Genomic DNA, 20,912 nt, shown 5'->3' on the forward strand with positions numbered 1-20,912 from the left:
GCCGTTCACCCGAACGGCCGTACAGCACCGCCCCTCGGACCCGGCAGCCGGACATGCTGGGACCCCGGGGGGCGGTCGCGTGCACGAGGGCGGGCCGGACGGCGAGAAGCGAGCGGAAGGGCCGGACCATGAGCCCCAAGAACGTGTCGAGCGGTGCCGGACGTGGCACGGGGTGGCTGACCCCGGGGCGCATCGTGGTCGCCGTGCTGGTCGTCCTCGTCATCGTGTTCATCTGCGTGAACACGAACAAGGTCACCATCCGGGTGCTGATCCCCGAGGTGACGATGCCGCTCTGGTTCGCATTGCTGGCCATGTTCCTGATCGGCCTGGGCTGCGGCGGCTACCTCTTCCGCCGCCGGGGGAAGTGACGGCGGCCCCGACGGAAGTCGGAGCGCGCGCGAAAGCCCGAGCGCGCGGAAACCCGAGCGCGCGGAAGCCCGAGCGCACGAAAGTCTGACCGGCGGGACTCTGTTCCCCCCGGCCACCTGCGTGTTCCATGGTCACCGGGGGCGCCCGGACCTGCGGCGGCCCGCCGCGAGGGAACGAGGGTGCCTTGGCCACGACCGTACGACGTGCCGTACTGAACCTGCCCGCAGCGCCGCTCGGGCCGGAGAACCCGCTCCCGCCCCTGCGGACGCCCGCCCCGCCACCCGTCCTGGACCCCCGTGAACGGGCGGACCTGCCCCGTGACATGGCCCGGCAATTGGGTCACGGGCCGCTGCGCACCGTGCTGCCCACCCGGCTGCTCGACGGTTACGGGCGCGAGCGCACCCCCACCGACATCGACGCCGTCGTCATCGAGAACGACCGGCTGCGCGTCACCGTGCTGCCCGGACTCGGCGGCCGGATCCACTCCCTGCACCACAAGCCGACCGGCCGCGAACTGCTGCACCGCAACCCGGTCCTCCAGCCCGCCGCCTTCGCCCTCAACGGGGCCTGGTTCTCCGGCGGGATCGAGTGGAACATCGGCGCCACCGGCCACACCACCCTGTCCTGCGCCCCGCTCCACGCCGCGATCGTGCCCGCCCCCGACGGCGGCACGATGGTCCGGCTCTGGGAGTGGGAGCGGCTGCGAGACCTGCCCTTCCAGGTGGACCTCTGGCTCCCCGACGACTCCGACTTCCTGCACGTCGGCGTACGGATACGCAACCCGCACGAGCAGCCCGTGCCGGTCTACTGGTGGTCCAACATCGCCGTCCCGGAGACCCGGGGCACCCGTGTCCTGGTCCCGGCGGACGAGGCCTGGCACTTCGGCTACGACCACGCCCTCACCCGGGTCGGGGTCCCGGAGTCGGGCGGCCACGACCACACCTATCCGCTGCGCTCGGAGTATCCCGCCGACCACTTCTACGAGCTGCCCGCCGACGCCCGGCGCTGGATCGCCGCGCTCGACGCGGACGGCCAGGGACTCGCCCAGACCTCCACCGACCTGCTGCGCGGCCGCAAACTGTTCCGCTGGGGCCACGGGCGGGGCGGCCGCCGCTGGCAGGAGTGGCTGAGCGGGTCCGAGGACGGCGGCTACGCGGAGATCCAGGCCGGGCTGGCCCGCACCCAGCTGGAACACGTCCCGCTCGAACCGGGCGCCGCGTTCAGCTGGCTGGAGTCCTACGGCCCGCTGTCCGCCGACCCGGCCGCCGTGCACGGCCAGGACTGGGCCGCCGCCACCGAAGAGGCCGGCGCGCGGCTGGCGGAGGCCCTGCCGCGCGGCGCGGTGGAGGAGGCGTACGCGGCCTGGCTGCCGCACGCCGACGCCGAACCGGGCGAGATGCTCGCCGCCGGATCCGGCTGGGGGGCGCTGGAGGTGCTGCGGGGCGGCCACCGACTGCCCGGTACGCCGTTCCCGGTCGCCGGCATCGGTGAGCAGCAGGCTCCCTGGCTGGCGCTGCTGGAGCAGGGCACACTGCCGAAGCCGGCCCCGGACGACATACCCGGCCCGACACCGGTATCGCGGCCGTGGCGCGACATGCTGGAGACCGCCGACGCCGACCCCCGCACCGAGTACCACCTCGGCATCGCGCAGTGGCACGCCGACGACCGGGCCCAGGCCGTCCGCAGCTGGGAACGCGGCCTGGCGGGCGGCCCCGCACCGCGCTGGCCGCTGCTGCGCTGCCTCGCCGTCGCCGCCGAGGAGAGCGGCAGGCCCGACCACGCCGCCGAGCTGTACGCCGAGGCGTTCGCGGACCTCGGCGCTCCGGGAGCGGGGGACCTCACGGCCTCGGCGGAGGGCGGCGCCCTTCTCGTCGCCCTGGCCCGCGAGACCATCGAGGCGCATCTGTCCGCCGGGCGGCCGGGCGCGGCCGGGGCGCTGCTGGCCGGGCTGCCCGGGGCGATCCGCGAGCGCGGACGCTTCCGGCTGCTCCTCGCCCGGATCCTGGTCGCCGAGGGCGACACCGGAGCGGCCCGCGCGATCCTCGACGCCGGATTCGAGGTCGCCGACCTGCGCGAAGGGGCCGGAATCCTCGGCGAGCTGTGGGCGTCGGTCAGCGACGAGCCGCTGCCGGCCGCCTACGACTTCCGCATGAGCCCACCGGACGCCTGAGGGCTGTCCCGCCGGGGACGGCGGGTCGGCCCGTGGGGCCTGTCGTCGCCTTTCCCTCTACCGCCCGGCTGCTGTCCTTCGGGCCACGAGGGGAGGGTGACGACAGGGTCTGGCGGCCGGTCAGACGGTGACGTTGCGGTCGACGTACTCGAAGACCGAGCCGTCCGGGTGGAGCGCGATGAGGTTGCGCCCCGCGGGGGTCGCCACGGGCCCCGCGACGACCCGCGCACCCGCCCGGGTCAGCGCCGTGTGCGCCTCGTCGACGTCCTTGACGGCGATGGTCGCGCCCACCTTGCGCAGCACCTCCAGCTCCGACTCGGGTCCGCTCATCAACAGGAAGCAGCCGATGGCGGCCACCGACACCCCACCGCGCTCGAAGCGCAGGGCCGACGAACTCGTCAGCCCCTCGTAGAAGGCCACCGAGGCCTCCAGGTCGTCGACGCAGATACGCAGCGTGGTTCCGAGGATCTCCATGCCTACGAGGGTAGTTGGCGGCCACCACCGGTGTGATCGGTTCCCGGCGGCCCGGAACCCCTCTTCACCTCACGCCCTCTTGACCTCACACCCGGCACAGCACCTCGCCGTGCGGGACCATGAACCAGCCGTCGCCCTCCTCGCCCCAGGAGCGCCAGGCCCCGGCGATGGCCGTGAGCTGCTCGGTGGTCGCATGGCCGTTCGCCACGGCCAGTTCGGCGTAGACCGAGTCCGTCGTACGGTCCGCCCACAGGCTGCTCCACCAGGCACGGCTCTCCGGCGTCGCGAAGCACCAGGCGGCCGCGGTCGGCGTGATGTCGGTGAACCCGGCCCGCCGCGCCCAGGAGAGCAGCCTGCGGCCGGCGTCGGGCTCGCCGCCGTTGCCGCGGGCCACCCGGCCGTACACGTCCAGCCACTCGCCGAGGCCGGGGGCCTGCGGATACCAGGTCATCGCCGCGTAGTCGCTGTCGCGGGCCGCGACCACACCGCCGGGGCGGCAGACCCGGCGCATCTCGCGCAGCGCCTGGACCGGGTCGCCCACGTGCTGGAGCACCTGGTGGGCGTGGACCACGTCGAAGGAGTCGTCGGGGAAGTCCAGGGCGTGGACGTCGGCCACCGCGAAGTCGACGTTGTCCAGGCCCCGTTCGGCCGCCACCGCGGCGGCCTGGCCGAGGATGTCGCCGGTGGTGTCCACCGCGGTGACCCGCCCCGGCGCGACCAGGGCGGCCAGGTCGGCGGTGATGGTGCCGGGGCCGCAGCCGACGTCCAACACGGTGAGTCCGGACCGGAGTTCGCCGAGGAGATAGGAGGCCGAGTTGGCGGCGGTGCGCCAGCGGTGCGAGCGCAGGACCGACTCGTGGTGGCCGTGCGTGTACACGGCGGTCTCCTTCGGCATGGCAGTGCGTCCTCTCCCGAAAACCTCGCGCCGACGGGTGCGGCGACATGAGTCACCGTACGCCGCGATGTCGAATAATGAGATAGGCGTCTTGATATGCGGACAGCAATGGCCTGGCGGATCAGATCGGATCAGATCGGCATCGGGCAGTAGACGGTGAGCGCCTCCGGCAGTTTGTCGATCATCAACTCCGTACCGCAGTGGGCCACTTCACCGTCGTACGCGTACGGCGTCCCGGGCACGAGACCGGCGATCCGCACCCGGCGGCGCCGCACCGCCGCATGAGCGGGGGAGCGGGTCAGCGGTCCCGCCACCGCCGCCGCCAGCAGGCGCAGCGCGGGCGTCCGCCCGCCGTGCACCACCCGGACGTCCAGCAGGCCGTCCGCCAGGTTGTGGCGGCGCCCCGGAGCGGGTCCGACCCGCTGGAAGAGCCCGTTGCCGACGAAGAGCAGCCACAACGGCCGCCTGCGGCCCTGAAGTTCGGCCTCCAGCGGCCGCTGTCCGCGCAGCACGTGGAACGCCGCGAGCACGCCGGCCGGCCAGCCGCCGATCCGGGGCGACCAGTGCTCGCGGGTGCGCACCAGGTCCGGATAGACGCCCAGCGAGAAGGCGTTGAGGAAATAGCCGTCCGCACCGTCCGCGCCCTTGGGACCCGGCCGGAAGCGACCGAGGTCCACCCGGATGGCATCGCCCGCGGTGAGGGCGGCGGCGGTGTCCTGGACGGTCTCGATGCCCAGGTCGTAGGCGAAGTGGTTGAGCGTTCCGCCCGGGAATACCGCCAGCGGCATCCCGTGCGTGGCCGCCACGGAAGCCGCCAGGTTCACCGTGCCGTCGCCCCCGCAGACGCCCAGCGCCCGGCCCCGGCCCGCCGCCTTGTCCAGCGCGGCCGACAGCTCCTCGGGAGGCACCTCCACCACCTCCGCCGCGGGCAGCGCCTCGCGCACCAGCGCCGCTGTCGCGGTGGCCGTGCCCGACTCCTGGTTCACCACCACGACGAGGTCCTTCCCGGCGGGCAGCGCCGGGGCCTCACCGGGGGGCCGGCCGGGAGCGGGCAGCTGGCCCCGGGTGGGCACGATCCCGCGCAGGGCGAACGCCGCTCCCACGCCGAGCGCCGCACCCGCCAGCACATCGCTCGGATAGTGGACACCGGTGTAGACGCGGGAGGCCGCCACGGCCGCCGCGACCGGGGCCACGACCGCGCCCCAGCCCTTGGACTCCAGGGCCACCCCGGTGGCGAAGGCCGCCGCCGACGCCGCGTGGCCCGAGGGGAAGGAGGTGGTGATCGGCTGCCGCTTGAGCTGCCGCACCACCGGCACCAGGTCCGTTATGGGCCGCTCGCGGCGCACCGCGCCCTTGCCGACCGTGTTGATGGCCGCCGAGGCCACGGCGAGGGACGCCACCCCGCGCAGCGCGGCCCGGCGCGAGCGCGCACTGCTGCCGAGGGCCGCGATCCCGGCCGCCGCCCCGAACCAGAGCAGGCCGTGGTTGGCGCTCCGGCTCAGCCGGGGCAGCAGCGGATCCGCGCCCGGCCAGTGCCTGTCCGCGACGCTCCGGAAGACGGCCAGGTCCCGCCCCTGGAGCCAGCCTCGCAAGCGGGCGGCGGCAGCGGGGGCGTCGGGTGAGGTTCTCGGTGAGGACATGGATCAGCGGATACCCGGCCGGGCCACGCTGAACCAGCAGGCGCGCTGAGACTCGGGCCACGCGCCCCCACGGACCGGCGGAACGGCTCATGCCGCGACGGTCCCCGGCGCGGCGGCGCGCCTGGGCGGGCGGGCCGCCCGGAACCTCCGTATAAAGGGCCGGAGGGCGCGGACCGGGAACCGATGACGACCGGGCGGCGCGGCAGAGGCGCGGAGCGCCGAGCGGCGGAGGAGGGCCGGATGCACGGAACCGAGGACACCGGCCCGGGGGGCACGGACGGCCGGCCCGATGCGGCGGGCCGGGGCGACGCGGACGGGTCAGGCCGGGGCGGGCCCGACGTCCCGCGACGCGTCACCGAAGAGGGCCCGCACGGCGCCCCCTGCCGGTCCGGCCTCCGGCGGCCTCCCGCGCATGATGACCGGGCACCGGCACCTGTATCCGATGACCACGCACCCGCGCACGAGGACCACGGCCCCGTCCGCTACGGTCCGCCCGCGCCCGACCCCGGTCTGCCGGTCCTTCCCGAGCTGGCCGCCGTCCTCGCCGCAGCGGCCGACCGGACCCGCCCGGAGCCGCCCGGCGGGGGGCCGGTCCTGCGCGAGGCGGCCCGCGGGTACTGGGACCGGCGCGGACTGCACGGCGCGGCGGGCAGCATCGCCGCCGCCCCCGGACCCCAGCCGCTCCTCCTGGCCCTGATCGCCGCACACGGCGGCGACGTCCTCATGCCGCGCCCCTGCCCGGCCGCCTGGATGCCGCAGGCCCGGCTGCTGGGCCGCCCCGCCTACCATGTGCCGACCCCGGCCGAATGCGGTGGCATCCCCGATCCGTACGCCCTGCTGGAGACCGTCCGGCGGGTCCGTGCGGAGGGCGGCCGGCCGAAGCTGCTGCTGCTGTCCGTCGTGGACGACCCCACGGCCACCGTCGCCCCGCCCGAGCTGGTCCGCGAGGCCTGCGAGGCGGCGGTCGGCGAGGGGCTGCACATCATCAGCGACGAGACCTGGCGCGACACCGTGCACCGGCCCCGCGACACCGTCCTGCTCAGCCCCGCCGAGATGTGCCCGGACGACGTCACGGTCCTCGCCGACCTGGCCGGAGCCCTCACCCCGGGCGCCTGGCCCGTCGCCGTCGCCCGCTTCCCGGACACCGCCCGGTCCGCCGTGCGCCACGCCCGTACCCTGGACATCCTCACCGCCCTCGGCGCTCTCGTCGCCGGTCCGGTCGCCCACGCGGCCGCCCACGCCCTGGGAGAGCCGGAAGCCGTACGCGACCGGATCAGGCGGGCCGCGGCGCTCCAGGCCGAGGTCGCCGCCGCCGCCCACCGCGCGGTCCTGGGCTCCGGCGCGCTGGCCCGCCCTCCGCAGGCGGGCCGCCACCTCTACGCCGACCTCGGCCCGCTGCGCTCCCGGCTCGCCGACCTGGGCGTCACGGACTCCATGGAGCTGGAGGAGTACCTCACCGAACGGCTCGGCGCGCCCACCCCGGGCGGGCACCGCTTCGGGGACGAGCTGGGAGCCCTGCGCGTACGCCTGGGCACCGGACCGCTGCTGGGGGCCACGCCGCGGCAGCAGACGGAGTCCCTCACCGCTGCCAGGCCGCTGGAGCTCGCCCATGTGGCGCAGGCGCTGGGCAGCTTCGCGGCGGTCTTCGGCGCCCTGCGCTGAGCACGGTGGCCACAGACGCCGAGTCGCACCGCGCGGCACCGGGCACGGTCACGAGGACGCCGAGTCGCACCGCGCGGCACCGAGCGCGGTCACTGGGAGGCCGAGTCGCCGCACCGCACGCGTTCACGAAGACGCCGAGTCGCACGGCGCGGCACCGCCGCCGGCACGAGGACGCCGGAGCGCGACGGGGTCACGTACGCGTCGCGTCCCCGCCGCCGCCCGGGACGCCCCGTTCACCCCGTCGCGTCGCCCGCCCCGTCGCCGAACCGTGCCCGCAGCCTGCGCCACAGCGCCGGAGCCCCGCTGATCAGCAGCGTCAGGGCCACCGCCGCGACCACGCCCTGCCACGGTTCCGGGAAGAGCGAGCCGCCCAGGATCCCGATCAACTGGTACGTCGCCGCCCAGGCCAGACACGCCGGAACGTCCCCCCGGGCGAACCGCCGCAACGGCATCCGGCCCAGCAGGCACGCCAGCATCACCGGGATCCGCCCGGCCGGCACCAGCCGGGACAGCACCAGCACCGTCGCGCCCCGCTCGTCCAGCTTCGCCTGTGCCTGGGCCAGCCGTTCCGGCGCGGCCCGGCGGGTGATCGCCTCCAGCCACTTCGAGCCGTTCTTCGACCGCACCCCGCGCTGCCCCAGCCAGTACAGGCAGATGTCCCCGAGGAACGCGGCGGCCGACGCCACCCCGAAGACGAAGAGCAGGGAGAACGGGGACGTCTGGTGGAAGGCCACCACCGCCGCCGAACTCACCAGCGCACCCGTCGGCACCACCGGCACCAAGGACCCCAGCGCCACCAGCGCGAACAGGGTCGGATAGCCGACCGCCTGCTGGGTCGACTCGGTGGGCAGCTCCCGCACCACCTGCTGGATCTCGTGGATCACCGGCCGGCCTCCGGTCGGACCCGTTCGCCGTGCCCCAGCAGATGCACCGTCACCTCGGGCGCCCGCTTCGCCGCGTGCCGTACGAACTCGTCGCCCGGCGCGTGGAACTCGTGCGGCCGCACCCCGTCCAGGCCGATCGGCCAGTACGTGCCGTAGTGCACCGGCACCGCCGACCGCGGTGCGAGACGGGTCAGAGCCTCGGCGGCGCGGGCCGGGTCCAGATGGCTGTGCCCCAGGTAGGGGCCCCAGCCGCCCACCGGCAGCAGCGCCACGTCCACCGGCCCCACCGCGTCGGCCATCCCGTCGAAGAGCCCGGTGTCCCCGGCGAAGTACGTCCGGGCCTCGCCCTCGACCACATAGCCGAGCGCGGGCGCGCGGTGCGGTCCGACCGGCAGCCGCCGCCCGTCGTGCAGCGCGGGGACCGCCCGCACCCGCACCTCGCCGACCCGCACCGTGTCGCCCGGCTTCACCTCGGTGACGTGCAGCTGTCGCATCCGCCGCAGCGCCCGCAGACCCGGCACGGCCGCCACCGCGCCGCTCGGCACGATCAGCCGGCTGCCGGGAGCCAGCCGGGCCAGCGAGGGCAGATGCAGATGGTCGGAGTGCAGATGGGAGACCAGCACGACCTCGGCGACGGCGGCCTGCGGCGGCGGCACCTCACCCCGGCGGCGGCGCAGATGCGCGAAGCGCCGTACGAACAGGGGGTCGGTCAGCACCCGTACCCCCGAGTCCTCGATCGTGCAGGTGGCATGACCCCACCAAGTGACCTCCACCGGCGCCTCCGCCTCCTCGCTCGACCCCCGCGACCCCGGTTCCCCGGGACGCCGTGACTCCGTGCCCCGGCGTGGCCGGCGCGGCCCGCGACCGGGTGCGCTGCCGGTACGAGCCTATGCGCCCCCCGCACCGTCGCGCCGCCCCCCGACCGGTCCGCCGAAGCCGCTGACCGGGACCGGCGCTGTGAAAAGCTGAAGGGCGGGCCCCGGACGACCGGGCCCCGGAGCAGCGAGTGCCCGAGGTGGACCGGCGTGGGTGACGGGAAGTGGCGCAGGGCGGGCAGAGCCCTGATGCGCGTGATCGCGGTCTGGGCGGTGTCCACCCTGACCATGCTCGCGCTCGCCGGCATCCTGCCCGACTTCCAGCTCCAGTCCGACGACGGCGACACCATCACCAAGACCGCCTTCACCGCCGCCTGGGGCGCGGGCGCGTTCGGCCTGCTCTCCGCACTGGTCTGGCCCGTTCTCGTACGGTCCCTGCTGATTGTGCCCGCACTCGTCCTCGGCGCGCTGGTCTTCTTCCTGAACGGCTCGCTGCTGCTCATAGCGCTGCGCCTGATCCCGGACGGGCGCGGCGACGCAGCGCCGGAGACGGCGGTCGTCGTCGCCGCCGTGATGTCCGCCGTCGCCTCCGCCACCTCCACCGCCCTCGCGGTCCGCGACGACGAGGCCTACCGCCGCCGGCTGTCCCGGCTCGCCGACCGGCGCCGCAGACGCGGCCGCTCCCCGGGCCCGCCGGAACTCGGCCGCGACGGACCGCCCGGCACCGTCTTCCTCCAGCTCGACGGCGTCGGCCACGACGTCCTGGTGAAGGCCGCAGCCGACGGGCTCATGCCGACCGTCGCCGGCTGGCTCGCCGACTCCACCGGACACCGGCTCACCCCCTGGCGCACCGACTGGTCCAGCCAGACCGGCGCCAGCCAGCTCGGCATCCTGCACGGCAGCAACCACGACGTGCCCGCGTTCCGCTGGTACGAGAAGGAGACCCGGACCGTCATGGTCTCCAGCCGGCCCGCGAGCGCCCTGGAAATGCAGCGCCGGGCCATCGAGCACACCCGCGACGGGGGTCTGCTCACCGTCGACGGAGCGAGCCGCGGCAACCTCTTCAGCGGCGGCGCCGGACAGCTCGCCCTGGTCCTCTCCATGGCCGCTCGGCGCGGCAAGGGCCGCCGCTCCCGCGCCGGGTACTTCGCCTACTTCTCCGACCCGGCCAACGCGACCCGCACCGCCCTCTCCTTCGTCGCCGAGGTGTTCCGCGAGATCGGCCAGTCGACCCGGGCCCGCGCCCGGAAGGTCACCCCGCGGATCAAGCGCGGCGGGCTCTACCCCTTCATCCGCGCCTTCGCCACGGTCGTGGAGCGCGATGTGGTCGCCGCGGCCGTCCTCGGCGACATGTTCGCCGGACGCACCGCCGTCTACGCCGACCTCGTCGCCTACGACGAGGTCGCCCACCACTCCGGGCCCCACAGCCGCGACGCGGAGAAGGTCCTCGTACGGCTCGACCGCTCCCTCGCCCTGATCGCCAAGATCGCCGACCACACCCCCCGCGCCTACCGGATCGTGCTCCTGTCCGACCACGGCCAGAGCCCGGGGGAGACGTTCGCGGGGAAGTACGGGCTGACGCTCAAGGACCTCGTCCGGGCGGGCTGCGGGCTGCCCGTGCCCCGCCGGGCCCAGCGCACCCGCAGCGCCTCCGAGGCCCGCGACGCGGTGCGGATCGCGCTGCACCGTCCCGTGGAGGCGCAGGAGGACGAGCACCTCGCGAAGCTCTCCGACCCGATCGTGCTGGCCTCCGGCAACCTCGGGCTGCTCTCCTTCCCCGACATCGGGGGCCGCGCCTCCCGCGAACAGATCGAGCGCCGCCACCCGGCGCTGCTCGGCACGCTCGCCAACCACCCGGGGATCGGCTTCCTCCTGGTCCGCAGCGAGGAGCACGGATCCGTGCTCCTCGGACCCGGCGGGGCGCAGGTCCCCCTCGCCGAACTGGCGGACGGCGAAGGCCCGCTCGCGGTCTTCGGCGTCGGGGCGGCCGCCGCCGTACGCCGCACCGACACCTTTCCGCACGTCGCCGACATCATGGTCAACTCCATGTACGACCCCGCCACCGGGACCGTGCACGCCTTCGAGGAGCAGATCGGCTCGCACGGCGGCCTCGGCGGCGAACAGTCCCGGCCGTTCCTGCTCTGGCCGCGCGGCCTGACGGACCCGCTCGACATCGTGGCCGCCGAGACCGCGGAGGGCGCACCCGTGCCGCCGGGCGGCGGCCTCGTGGGCGCGGAGGCGGTGCACCGGGTGCTGACTCGCTGGCTCCAGGAGTCCTCGGGGCCCCAGGTGCCGGTCCTCGCCGAGGGCTTCGCCGGGGCCGACCTGGCGGACGAGCCGTTCCCGCGAGCAGCCGCGGGGCCCGACGCGCCGTTCCATGGACAGGCCGAGGGGCCCGACGCGCCGTTCCGAGAACTGGCGGCGGGGCCGGACACGCCGTTCCATGGACAGGCCGCAGGGCCCGACGCGCCGTTCCGAGAGCAGGGGGCGGGGCCCGACGCGCCGGCCCGCCAACAGCGGTCTCAGCCTCCGGGGGCGTCTGCCTGACCGGGTGGCCGCCCGTCCCGGCTCAAGCCGACTGCCGCCGCACCAGCGTGGGCGGGAAGAGCACGGACGGCGAGGGGCCGCTCGGCTCGCCGATCTGCTTCAGCAGCAACCGGGCCATCTCCGCCGCCATCTCCTCCACCGGCTGCCGGACCGTGGTCAGGGGCGGGTCGCAGGCGGCCGCCGCACTGCTGTCGTCGAAGCCGACCACCGCCACGTCGGACGGCACATCGCGCCCGGCCCGGAGCAGGACGGGGAGCGCCCCCAGGGCCATTAGGTCCGAGGCGATGAAGACCCCGTCCAGGTCGGGGCGGTCCGCCAGCAGCCGGCGCATGGCCGCGGCACCGCCCAGGTGGGTGAAGTCGCCCTCGGCGCAGGCCACGTCCTCGATGCCGTGGGCGGCGACGGCCTCCAGGAATCCGGTCTGCCGGACCTGCCCGGCGGGCATGTCCTGGGGTCCCGAGATGGTGCCGATGCGCCGCCGCCCCAGCGCGGCCAGATGATCGGCCGCCAGCCGGGCCCCGGCGTGCTGGTCCACCTCCACATAGGCCAGCGGCGACGGCTTGTGCGGACGGCCCGCGAGGACGGCGGGCATCCGCGTGTCCTGGAGCAGCCCGGGAAGCGGGTCGTCGGCGTGCGTGGTGATCAGCACGACGCCGTCGACATGGCCGTGGCGCAGATAGGAGAGCAACTGGGTCCGGGACGCCTCGTCGTCCGCCAGCATCACGACCATCTGGATCCCCGCCGGGCGCAGCACCTCCAGCAGCCCGCTGACGACCCGCCCGAAGTACGGGTCCGAGAACATCCGGCCGACGAACGGCTCGGACATGGGCCGCCGTTCCCGCTCGGAGACCACCAGCGCCACCGAGTCGGTCCGCCGGGTCACCAGCGAGCGGGCGGCCCGGTTGGGGACGTAGCCGGTGGTCGCCACCGCCTCCTCGACCACGGTGCGCAGGGCGGGGTCCACCGTGGTCGCCCCGTTGATCACCCGGGACACCGTCGCCCGTGACACACCGGCCACGGCCGCCACGTCCTCCAAGGTCGCGGGGCGTACGGGCTGCGGCACTTCGGCTGTCATGCAGCCCTTTATACCCGCAGGCCGGCCGCCCCGTTCAGCCGAGGGCCCGCACCGGGGCCGGCAGCCGTTCCAGCTCGGCGAGCGAGGTCTCGCGCGCCGCCACGAGGGCGGCGGCGAGCTCGCGGGCGTCCGCCCGGCCGCCCGCGGTGATCTCGGAACGCGACACCTGTGCGGACTGGCGCAGATGGTCCCGGATCCGGGCGAGCACGAGCCGGTCGAACGCGGGTCCCTCGGCGGCGCGGGCCGCCGCCAGGTCCTGTTCGGTCACCATGCCGGGCATGTCGTGCCCCGCGTGCACATCGCTCCGGGGCAGCCCCATGCGGGTCAGCAGGGGCCGCAGACGGCGGAGTTCGGCCTCCTGCCCGGTGCGCAGCCGGACCGCGAAGGCGCGTACGCGTGGTTCGGCCGCGCGGTCGGCGGCGAGCGTCAGCAGCTTCACCGCCTGCTGGTTCATGGGGGTCATCAACTGGACCCAGCCGATGTCGGTGGAGGTGGCCGTTCCGGTGGCGGACGGTGCGGGGGAGGCGCTCGAAGCGGCCTTCCGCGTCTCTCCTGTGCGGGGCGCGGAATCCGTCGCCGACGAGCAGCCGGCCGCGCCGGTGAGCGTCAACGCGCCCAGCAGACCGAGGACGGCCGCCGGGCGGAGGAGCGGGTGCATGGGGTTCATGAGGTGTCCTCGTACGGGGCGGAGGGCGTCCGCCCCGGGAGTCTCGGCCCGGGACGGACGCCGTGCTGCACGCGGGTGACGGCTGATCAGGGCTTGCCGTCGAAACCGCACTTGATGATCGCGTTGATGCAGTCGCGGACGCGCTGCGCCATCTCCTCCTCCGGCCATACGTTGAAGAAGTCGCCGTGCATGGTGTAGCCGGGCCCGGATGCCAGCCGGAAGTCGGCCGGGTCGCCGTTCACCGGATACCGCAGCACCTGGCGGAGCTTGGGCACCGGCACCGGGTGGGTGGACGGGCAGCCCCCGGCCACCGGGTAGGCCATGTGGCTCTTGTGGTCGGCCGAGTCCAGATCCGTGCCGTTCCAGCACTGCGGGAAGTCCAGGTAGGACTCCATCATCGTGCCGGGCGGACAGTTCACGAAGTTCTGCGAGGGGTTCACCTCACCGGCGTGCAGACACGACCAGCGGGCGATCGTGTTGTCCTGCGGGCCGGTCGCCTTCGCGTTGCCGGCCACGATGCGCAGGCCCCGGGGGAAGGGCTGGATCTGCCGGATGACGTCGTCGCTGACTCCTTCGCCGAGGTAGTAGAAGGTGGTTCCGGTGGGTTCCACCTCCTGGTCGCCGTCGTAGAGGGTGGGCACCCAGTACGACGACAGGTCGGTGTCGGGGGCGCACGATGTACGGCCCTGTTCCAGGGAGGCCAGGTCGGAGCCGGCGTGCGTGGTGTCGTTGCCGAAGAAGCTGTGCATGTGGGAGGCGCCCGGCAGCCCGGGGAAGACGATCGGGTCGTCGGGGGCGCGGTGGGTGTACGGGCATTCCGCGAGGAACTCGGCCACCCGCACCACATCGGCGGCGGCCTTCGGCGCGGCTTCGGCGGCGGCGCGGTCGGCCGCCGCGTTGCCCACGTTGGCCTGGAGGAAGGAGAGGGCGAGGGCCGCTGCGGCGAGCCCGGCGATTCTGTACCGCCAGGGCGGCAGGGATCGTTGGCGGCGGGGGTGGTCGGGGTTGCGTCGATGACGGAAGAGCACGGCACTCCTGTTCGGGGACGTGGGGGACGTGGGGGGATTCCTTGATCGGTAAGAGAGCGCTCTCTCAGGGGAACGTAGGATTGCCTCCTGTGTATGTCAAGAGAGCGCGCAGGCTCAACAAATAAGCCTGGTCGAGGGCAAGTTGCGGACCCTTGGATGGGAGAGCGCTCTCTCAAGATCGAGGCGGGAGAGGGATCAGGGGCGTTGTCAGTGGTGGGCGGAAGAATGGTGGTCATGACGAACTCAGCTGCTGTGCTCGCCGACGCCGCCGCCTATGCCGCCGCGGTGGAAGAGGCCTCCCTCGCCGCCGCCGCGTATTACGCCACGGGCGAGAGCGCGCTGGACGACGACGCCTACGACCGGCTGGCGCGCGGGATAGCCGCGTACGAGGCGGACCACCCGGAGCAGCTGCTCGCCGCCTCGCCGACGGGCAAGGTCGCGGGCGGGGCCGCCGTCGGCGACGTGCCGCACACCGTGCCCATGCTGTCGCTGGACAACGTGTTCTCGGACGAGCAGTTCGCGACCTGGACCGCGTCGCTGGAGCGTCGGATCGGCCGACCGGTGACCGCGTGGAGCGTCGAGCCGAAGCTCGACGGCCTGGCGGTCGCCGCGCGCTATCGGGACGGCCGCTTCGAACGCCTGATCACCCGGGGCGACGGCACGGCGGGCGAGGACGTCTCGCACGCGGCCGCTGCCGTCGTCGGACTGCCGGAGCGGCTGGCCGCCCCGGTCACCATCGAGGTGCGCGGCGAGATCCTCATGACGAACGAGCAGTTCGAACAGGGCAACGCGATCCGCACGGAGCACGGCGGCGCCCCCTTCGCCAACCCGCGCAACGGGGCGGCGGGCACCCTGCGCGCCAAGGACCGCGCCTACCGGGTGGAGACGACCTTCTTCGCCTACGGCGCGCTGCCGCTGCCCGATTCCGGGGAGCTCACCGAGACCCTCGCCGAACTGCCCCACAGCGAGGTCCTGGCGTATGTCGCCGGCCTCGGCGTGCACACGGCCGCGGGCACCGACGTGGCGCCGCTGCGGGCCGCCACGGTCGAGGAGGTCCAGGCTCGGGTGGCCGAGACGGCCGCCCTGCGCGCCTCGCTGCCGTTCGGCATCGACGGGATCGTGATCAAGGCCGATCTGGCGGCCGACCAGCGCGAGGCCGGCTCCGGCACCCGCGCGCCCCGCTGGGCCATCGCCCACAAGCTGCCCGCCGTGGAGAAGATCACCCGTCTGCTGGCCGTCGAGTGGAATGTCGGCCGCACGGGCATCATCGCGCCGCGCGCCGTCCTGGAGCCCGTGGAGATCGACGGCTCCACCGTCGGCTATGCCACCCTGCACAACCCGGCCGACATCACCCGCCGCGACCTGCGGCTGGGGGACCAGGTCATGGTCTACAAGGCCGGGGACATCATCCCGCGCGTCGAGGCCCCCGTCGTGCACCTGCGCACCGGCGACGAGACGCCCATCGCGTTCCCCGAGAGCTGCCCGCAGTGCGGCTCCGCCATCGACACGAGCGAGCAGCGCTGGCGCTGCACCCGGGGCCGTGACTGCCGTCTGGTCGCCTCCGTCTCGTATGCGGCGGGGCGCGATCAGCTCGACATCGAGGGCCTCGGCTCCACGCGGGTCGTCCAGCTCGTCGACGCGGGCCTCGTCGCCGACTTCGCGGACCTGTTCACCCTGGAGCGCGAGCAGTTGCTCGCCCTCGACCGGATGGGCGAGACCTCCACGGACAACCTCCTGGCGGCCATCGACACCGCCCGCACCCGGCCGCTCTCCCGGGTCTTCTGCGCCCTGGGAGTGCGGGGCACGGGGCGCTCCATGTCGCGCCGCATCGCGCGGTATTTCGCCACGATGGACCGGATCGTCGCCGCCGACGCGGAGACGCTCCAGCGGGTCGACGGCATTGGCAAGGAGAAGGCCGCCGCGGTGGTCGCCGAGCTGGTGGAGCTGGCGCCGCTGATCGGCAAGCTCGTCTCGGCCGGGGTCGCGATGACGGAGCCGGGCGCCACCCCGCCCCCGGAGCCCGGGACGGAGGAGGAGACGGCCGCCGCGGAGACGGAGGCCGGTGCGGAGGCCGGTGGCGACGGTGGAACCAGCTCCGCGCTTCCCCTGGCGGGGATGACCGTGGTGGTCACGGGCGCGATGTCCGGAGCGCTGGAGAAGCTGTCGCGCAACCAGATGAACGAGCTGATCGAGCGCGCGGGCGGCAAGTCGTCCTCCAGCGTCTCGGGACGCACGAGTCTGCTGGTCGCCGGAGAGAAGGCCGGTTCCAAGCGCACCAAGGCGGAGGACCTGGGCGTTCGGATCGCGGTGCCGGAGGAGTTCGCGGAGCTGGTCGGCGCGTTCCTGACGGCGGGGGCGGAGGGCTGATCCCGCCGTCTGCCGGGTGTTCATGAGGTTCACGCCTGTGAATCTGCGAGGAAGTGGCGTTCCACCACCCCGTATTGCATAGTGAGGGATCGGTCGCGCCTCACTATCAGTGGGCCGACGGGGTGCGTGGACGGCTGCGACGGGCGGCCGGGGGTGAGGGACGATGCGTTCTGTGCACGACGGACAGCGACCGGGTCGCGCCGTCCATCCGTCGCCCGGACCCGCCCCGTCGAATCCCGCACCGATCGCTGTCGCCTCGGCCCTCCGTGCGCGAACCGTGCCGACCGTGCCGCGTGTGCCGCCTGTTTCGCCAGTTCTGCCTTTGACTGTTCCGCCTGTTCCGATCGCTTCTGCGCCCGGCGAGTGGCGAGGGCCGCTTCGCCCGGGTGCGGGCCCATGGGGGAAAGGCCCCGGACCGCTTCGTGACGGGAGCGGTGCCGGGGCGTTCGGGGCGGGACGTGCCCACGGGGGACTCCGGACCTCTCACCAGCACGAGGGCGGACCGGCCGGACCCCCGGCCGCCCGGGGGCTGGCCCTGGACCTCGGCAGCTCCCGCACCCGGGTCTGGGTGCCCGGCCGGGGACTGGTTCTCGATCCGTTCCCCGGCTCCGGCCCCCACGGGGCCGCCGAGCGGCCGGTCCGGCGCGGGCGCATCGTCGACCCCGAGTCCTGCGGACGGCTGCTCGGCCGGATCGCTGACACGGCCCTCGGCCCCGACCGCAGCGACAGCGTGATCGTCCTCAGCCACCCGGTGCTCGCCGGGGCCGAACACCGCACCGTCGCGCGCGCCCTGCTCGCCGGGCTCGGGACGACGCGCGTCGTGGTCCTCAGCAGCGCTCGGGCCGCCGCCGCGTACGCCGGACCTAGGGAGACGGGCCCGCTGCTCGTCGTCGACATGGGAGCCGAGCTGACCGAGGTCACGCTCCTCGTGGGCGGCCTGGTCGCCGACGCCCGGCAGGCCGAGAGCGGACTCGTCGACCTCGACGGCCTCGATCCGGCGGCGCTGCCCGCCGTCCTCGTCCCCACCGTGCTGGACATGATCACGTCCATGTGGCGGCACGACCGGCACGGCGCGATCCGCGGAGCCCTGCGGAAGGGCCCCGTGCTCGCGGGCGGCGGCGCGCTGCGGGCCGACGTCACCGATCGCCTCGCCCGCTGTCTCGGCACCCGTGTGCGCCTCGCCGACGACCCGTCGACCACGGTCGTCCGCGGCGCCGGACGGATCCTCAGCTCTGTGCTCCGCCACCGGACGGCCGCGCCCGAGCGTTCCGGCCGACCGAGGTGACGCCCGACCCGGAGCGGCGGCGGGCCAACGCGTCCCGGGCGCGGTGTGCGCTGACCGCGCTGCTCCTCACCGTCCTGGCCCTGGTCGGCGGTGCTGCCGCAGCGAGCGGCGCGGCACCCGCCCCGGCTCCCCGAAGCCTCGCGCCCGCCTTCACCGCCGTCCCGCCCCTCGCCGCGCCGACCCATCAAGCCGGGCATCAGACCGGGCATCACGCCGGATACCGCGCTGCCCTCGACACACGACACGACCACGGGCAGCGGGACCACGCGGGCCGGGGGCCGGCCGAGTCGAGCGGCATCGGCGCGGTGGCCCAGGCCGGGCACGAGCAGCCCAGGGCCGCGGCCGATCCGGCGCCGGCTCCCCGGGCCGGCACCGGCCGGGCCTACCTGCTCCTGCACGCACCGCCGCCACCCCACGACGCGCTGGCACCCTCCCCGTCGGGCGCTCCCGAGGTGCGCGACGGCGTATGTCAGGTCGCCGCGGATACCTTCGGCGTACCCGGGAGCCGCCGGGGCGCACTCCCCGGCGTACGGGGGCCTCCGGGCAGGACCGCCGGTCCCACGACCGGTCATCCGTCCTGTTCTGCCGATCCGGCGTCGCATCCTCACTGAGGTGAGGGCGCTCGACGCCCCACCGGAGGATTTCCATGACTCGCGCCACCACGGTGCGAGCGGTTCTGGCTGTCGCCGTCCTGCTCGTCTCCGTCTTCATCACCCTGACCATGTCGCCCAGACTCGGCCTCGACCTCCAGGGCGGCACCCGTATCGTGCTCCAGGCCCGGGACACCGCCACCGTCGAGGCGGACCGGGAGACCACCGACCGCACCCTGGAGGTGCTGCGACAGCGCATCGACTCGCTGGGCGTGTCCGAACCGACCCTGACCCGTTCCGGCGAGGACCGGATCATCGTCGAACTGCCCGACGTCCAGGATCCGCGGCAGGCCGCCGAGGTGATCGGCCGGACGGCGCAGCTCACCTTCCATGCCGTCGAGGGCCCGGCGGGCGAGGAGCCACCGGGGAAGTCCCCCGCCCCCGAGCAACTGACCCTTCCCGACGAGCAGGGCCGCAACCTCGCCCTCGGCCCCACCCGGCTCTCCGGCGCGGGCGTCGAGGACGCCACCGCCGGGTTCGACGCGCAGGGCGGAGCGGGCTGGAGCGTCTCGCTCGAATTCCGCAAGGACGCGGGCCAGGACTGGAAGCGGCTGACCGGCGAGGCCGCCTGCCATCCGGCCGGGGACGACCGGCGCCGGGTCGCCATCGTCCTCGACGAGAGGATCATCTCCTCACCGCAGGTCGACCCCTCGGTCGGCTGCCGGGCCGGACTGCCGTCCGGGGCCACCCAGATCACCGGTTCGTTCGGCGCGGACGAGGCGCGTGACCTGGCGCTGCTCATCAAGGGCGGGGCCCTGCCCGTACCCGTCGAGATCGTCGAGCAGCGGACCGTCGGCCCGACGCTCGGCGCGGCGACCATCGACGCGAGCATGCAGGCGGCCCTCATCGGAGCCGCCGCCACCGCACTCTTCATCACCGTCGTCTACCGCCTCTTCGGCGCGCTGGCCGCCGTGGCGCTGGGCGCGTACGGGGTGATCTCCTACGCCGCGCTCGTCGCCCTCGGCGTCACGCTGACCCTCCCCGGCCTCGCCGGTTTCGTCCTCGCGATCGGCATGGCGGTCGACGCGAACGTCCTGGTCTTCGAACGGGCCAGAGAAGAGTGCGCCGAACGGCCGAAACGCTCCCTGCGCTCCGCGCTCACCACGGGGTTCCAGAAGGCGTGGAGCGCAGTGGCCGACTCCAATGCGACCACGCTGATCGCCGCCGGACTGCTCTTCTTCCTGGGTTCGGGTCCGGTCAAGGGCTTCGGGGTCACCCTCGGCATCGGGGTCGTCGCCTCGATGTTCTCCGCGCTGGTCATCGCCCGCGCGCTCACCGAGATCGCCGCGAACTCCCGCTTCGTCAGCGACTACCGGAACGTCAACGGCATCGGGCGCCCCGGCGCCGTACGGACCTGGCTGGTCCGCAAGGACCCGCGGCTCTTCCGGAAACCGGTCCGCTGGCTCGTCGTCTCGGCGGCCCTGGTCGCCGTCGCGGTGGCCGGGATCGTGGTGCGCGGAATCGACCTGGGCGTCGAGTTCACCGGAGGCCGGCTGGTGGAGTACTCCACCAGCCGGCCGGTCGACGTCGAAACGGCCCGGGACACGCTCGCCGCCGCGGGGTTCGACGACGCCGAGGTCACCACGGCGGGCGACGGCGACCTGTCCGTGCGCACCGGGAAACTCGACAACGACGGCGAACACGCCCTGCGGGCCGCCCTCGCCGAGGAGGGCGGTGAGACGACGAAGGTACGGGACGAGCTGATCGGCCCGAGCCTCGGCGACGAGCTGCGGCGCAACGCGCTGATCGCCCTGGGGGTCGCGGTGGCCGTGCAGCTGGCCTATCTGGCGGTCCGGTTCCGCTGGACGTTCGCCGTGGCCTCCGTCGGGGCGATGGTGCACGACGTGATCCTCGTGGTGGGGGCCTTCGCCTGGCTGGGGCGGCCGGTGGACGGCATCTTCCTGGCCGCCCTGCTCACCGTCATCGGCTACTCGGTCAACGACTCGGTGGTCGTCTTCGACCGGGTACGGGAGCTGTGGGCCGCGAACCGGCGGACACCGCTGGGCGCCATCGCCCGCCGGGCCGTCCTCCAGACCGTTCCCCGCACGGTGAACACCGGGATGGGCGCCCTGTTCATCCTGGCCGCCCTCGCGGTGCTGGGCGGCGACTCGCTGGCCGACTTCGCGCTCGCCCTGCTCATCGGCATCTGCGTCGGCACCTGGTCCTCGGTGTTCACCGCCGTACCCGGCGCCCTCGTCCTGGAGCGGACCGCCAAGGCCCCGCCGCCCGTACCCGGGAAGCGGAAGGGGAAGGGCACGGCACGCGGGCGCGCCGGAGCATCCAGGCGCGACCCGCTCGACAACGGAGCCCGCGTCTGAGGCGATCCCGCGCTCCCGCACCCCCGGCGGCCGCTCCGGCGTCCCCGCCGGGGCGGCGGGCGGCGG

General features: G+C 74.5%; 16 protein-coding genes. 8 read left to right on the forward strand and 8 right to left on the reverse strand.

Going from position 1 to position 20,912, the window contains the following annotated elements:
* Positions 1 to 128 precede the first annotated feature (128 nt).
* Together ACH4UK_RS14550 and ACH4UK_RS14555 are read left to right on the forward strand one after the other, a co-directional pair.
* A complete protein-coding gene (locus tag ACH4UK_RS14550) occupies positions 129 to 368 on the forward strand; it encodes a LapA family protein (protein WP_398356388.1) in 240 nt (79 codons plus the stop codon).
* 185 nt (positions 369 to 553) lie between these two features.
* On the forward strand, positions 554 to 2,539 hold the full coding sequence (locus tag ACH4UK_RS14555; RefSeq protein ID WP_398356389.1) for a DUF5107 domain-containing protein: 1,986 nt from the start codon (positions 554 to 556) through the stop codon (positions 2,537 to 2,539).
* Positions 2,540 to 2,659: 120 nt separating this feature from the next.
* On the opposite strand, the gene ACH4UK_RS14560 is transcribed toward ACH4UK_RS14555, so the two are convergent.
* The 3 genes from ACH4UK_RS14560 to ACH4UK_RS14570 all read right to left on the reverse strand — a co-directional run bounded on the left by ACH4UK_RS14560 (position 2,660) and on the right by ACH4UK_RS14570 (position 5,548).
* Positions 2,660 to 3,013 (reverse strand): VOC family protein, encoded by a 354-nt coding sequence (locus ACH4UK_RS14560; RefSeq protein ID WP_398356390.1) that lies wholly within the window; start codon positions 3,011 to 3,013, stop codon positions 2,660 to 2,662.
* An 85-nt stretch (positions 3,014 to 3,098) separates the two neighbouring features.
* Positions 3,099 to 3,908, reverse strand: coding sequence for a class I SAM-dependent methyltransferase (locus tag ACH4UK_RS14565; protein ID WP_398356391.1), 810 nt, complete (start codon positions 3,906 to 3,908; stop codon positions 3,099 to 3,101).
* A 131-nt stretch (positions 3,909 to 4,039) separates the two neighbouring features.
* Positions 4,040 to 5,548, reverse strand: coding sequence for a bifunctional phosphatase PAP2/diacylglycerol kinase family protein (locus tag ACH4UK_RS14570; protein ID WP_398356392.1), 1,509 nt, complete (start codon positions 5,546 to 5,548; stop codon positions 4,040 to 4,042).
* 510 nt (positions 5,549 to 6,058) lie between these two features.
* On the opposite strand from ACH4UK_RS14570, the gene ACH4UK_RS14575 reads away from it, so the two are divergent.
* Complete coding sequence (locus ACH4UK_RS14575; RefSeq protein WP_398356978.1) at positions 6,059 to 7,210, forward strand: aminotransferase class I/II-fold pyridoxal phosphate-dependent enzyme; 1,152 nt, start codon at positions 6,059 to 6,061, stop codon at positions 7,208 to 7,210.
* 233 nt (positions 7,211 to 7,443) lie between these two features.
* Here ACH4UK_RS14575 and ACH4UK_RS14580 read toward each other — a convergent pair whose 3' ends face one another.
* Complete coding sequence (locus ACH4UK_RS14580) at positions 7,444 to 8,094, reverse strand: DedA family protein (RefSeq protein ID WP_398356393.1); 651 nt, start codon at positions 8,092 to 8,094, stop codon at positions 7,444 to 7,446.
* On the reverse strand, positions 8,091 to 8,867 hold the full coding sequence (locus tag ACH4UK_RS14585) for an MBL fold metallo-hydrolase (protein WP_398356394.1): 777 nt from the start codon (positions 8,865 to 8,867) through the stop codon (positions 8,091 to 8,093). Before ACH4UK_RS14585 ends, ACH4UK_RS14580 begins: the two co-directional genes overlap by 4 nt.
* A gap of 252 nt (positions 8,868 to 9,119) precedes the next feature.
* On the opposite strand from ACH4UK_RS14585, the gene ACH4UK_RS14590 reads away from it, so the two are divergent.
* On the forward strand, positions 9,120 to 11,456 hold the full coding sequence (locus tag ACH4UK_RS14590; RefSeq protein ID WP_398356395.1) for an alkaline phosphatase family protein: 2,337 nt from the start codon (positions 9,120 to 9,122) through the stop codon (positions 11,454 to 11,456).
* Positions 11,457 to 11,478: 22 nt separating this feature from the next.
* Here ACH4UK_RS14590 and ACH4UK_RS14595 read toward each other — a convergent pair whose 3' ends face one another.
* From ACH4UK_RS14595 to ACH4UK_RS14605, 3 genes are all read right to left on the reverse strand, one after another.
* On the reverse strand, positions 11,479 to 12,531 hold the full coding sequence (locus tag ACH4UK_RS14595; protein WP_398356396.1) for a LacI family DNA-binding transcriptional regulator: 1,053 nt from the start codon (positions 12,529 to 12,531) through the stop codon (positions 11,479 to 11,481).
* 34 nt (positions 12,532 to 12,565) lie between these two features.
* Positions 12,566 to 13,198, reverse strand: coding sequence for a DUF305 domain-containing protein (locus ACH4UK_RS14600; RefSeq protein ID WP_398356397.1), 633 nt, complete (start codon positions 13,196 to 13,198; stop codon positions 12,566 to 12,568).
* Positions 13,199 to 13,284: 86 nt separating this feature from the next.
* On the reverse strand, positions 13,285 to 14,226 hold the full coding sequence (locus tag ACH4UK_RS14605; RefSeq protein ID WP_398356398.1) for a DUF1996 domain-containing protein: 942 nt from the start codon (positions 14,224 to 14,226) through the stop codon (positions 13,285 to 13,287).
* Positions 14,227 to 14,460: 234 nt separating this feature from the next.
* Between ACH4UK_RS14605 and ligA the strand changes: the two genes are divergently transcribed.
* The 4 genes from ligA to secD all read left to right on the forward strand — a co-directional run bounded on the left by ligA (position 14,461) and on the right by secD (position 20,846).
* A complete protein-coding gene (gene ligA, locus ACH4UK_RS14610; RefSeq protein WP_398356399.1) occupies positions 14,461 to 16,593 on the forward strand; it encodes an NAD-dependent DNA ligase LigA in 2,133 nt (710 codons plus the stop codon).
* 568 nt (positions 16,594 to 17,161) lie between these two features.
* Positions 17,162 to 17,878: a rod shape-determining protein MreC gene (locus ACH4UK_RS14615; protein WP_398356400.1), complete on the forward strand. Its 717-nt coding sequence runs from the start codon at positions 17,162 to 17,164 to the stop codon at positions 17,876 to 17,878.
* Positions 17,875 to 18,489, forward strand: coding sequence for a hypothetical protein (locus ACH4UK_RS14620; protein ID WP_398356401.1), 615 nt, complete (start codon positions 17,875 to 17,877; stop codon positions 18,487 to 18,489). Before ACH4UK_RS14615 ends, ACH4UK_RS14620 begins: the two co-directional genes overlap by 4 nt.
* Before the next feature lie 35 nt (positions 18,490 to 18,524).
* Complete coding sequence (secD, locus tag ACH4UK_RS14625; RefSeq protein WP_398356402.1) at positions 18,525 to 20,846, forward strand: protein translocase subunit SecD; 2,322 nt, start codon at positions 18,525 to 18,527, stop codon at positions 20,844 to 20,846.
* Positions 20,847 to 20,912: the final 66 nt, after the last annotated feature.

This window comes from Streptomyces sp. NPDC020884, assembly GCF_044333935.1.
GTDB lineage: Bacteria > Actinomycetota > Actinomycetes > Streptomycetales > Streptomycetaceae > Streptomyces.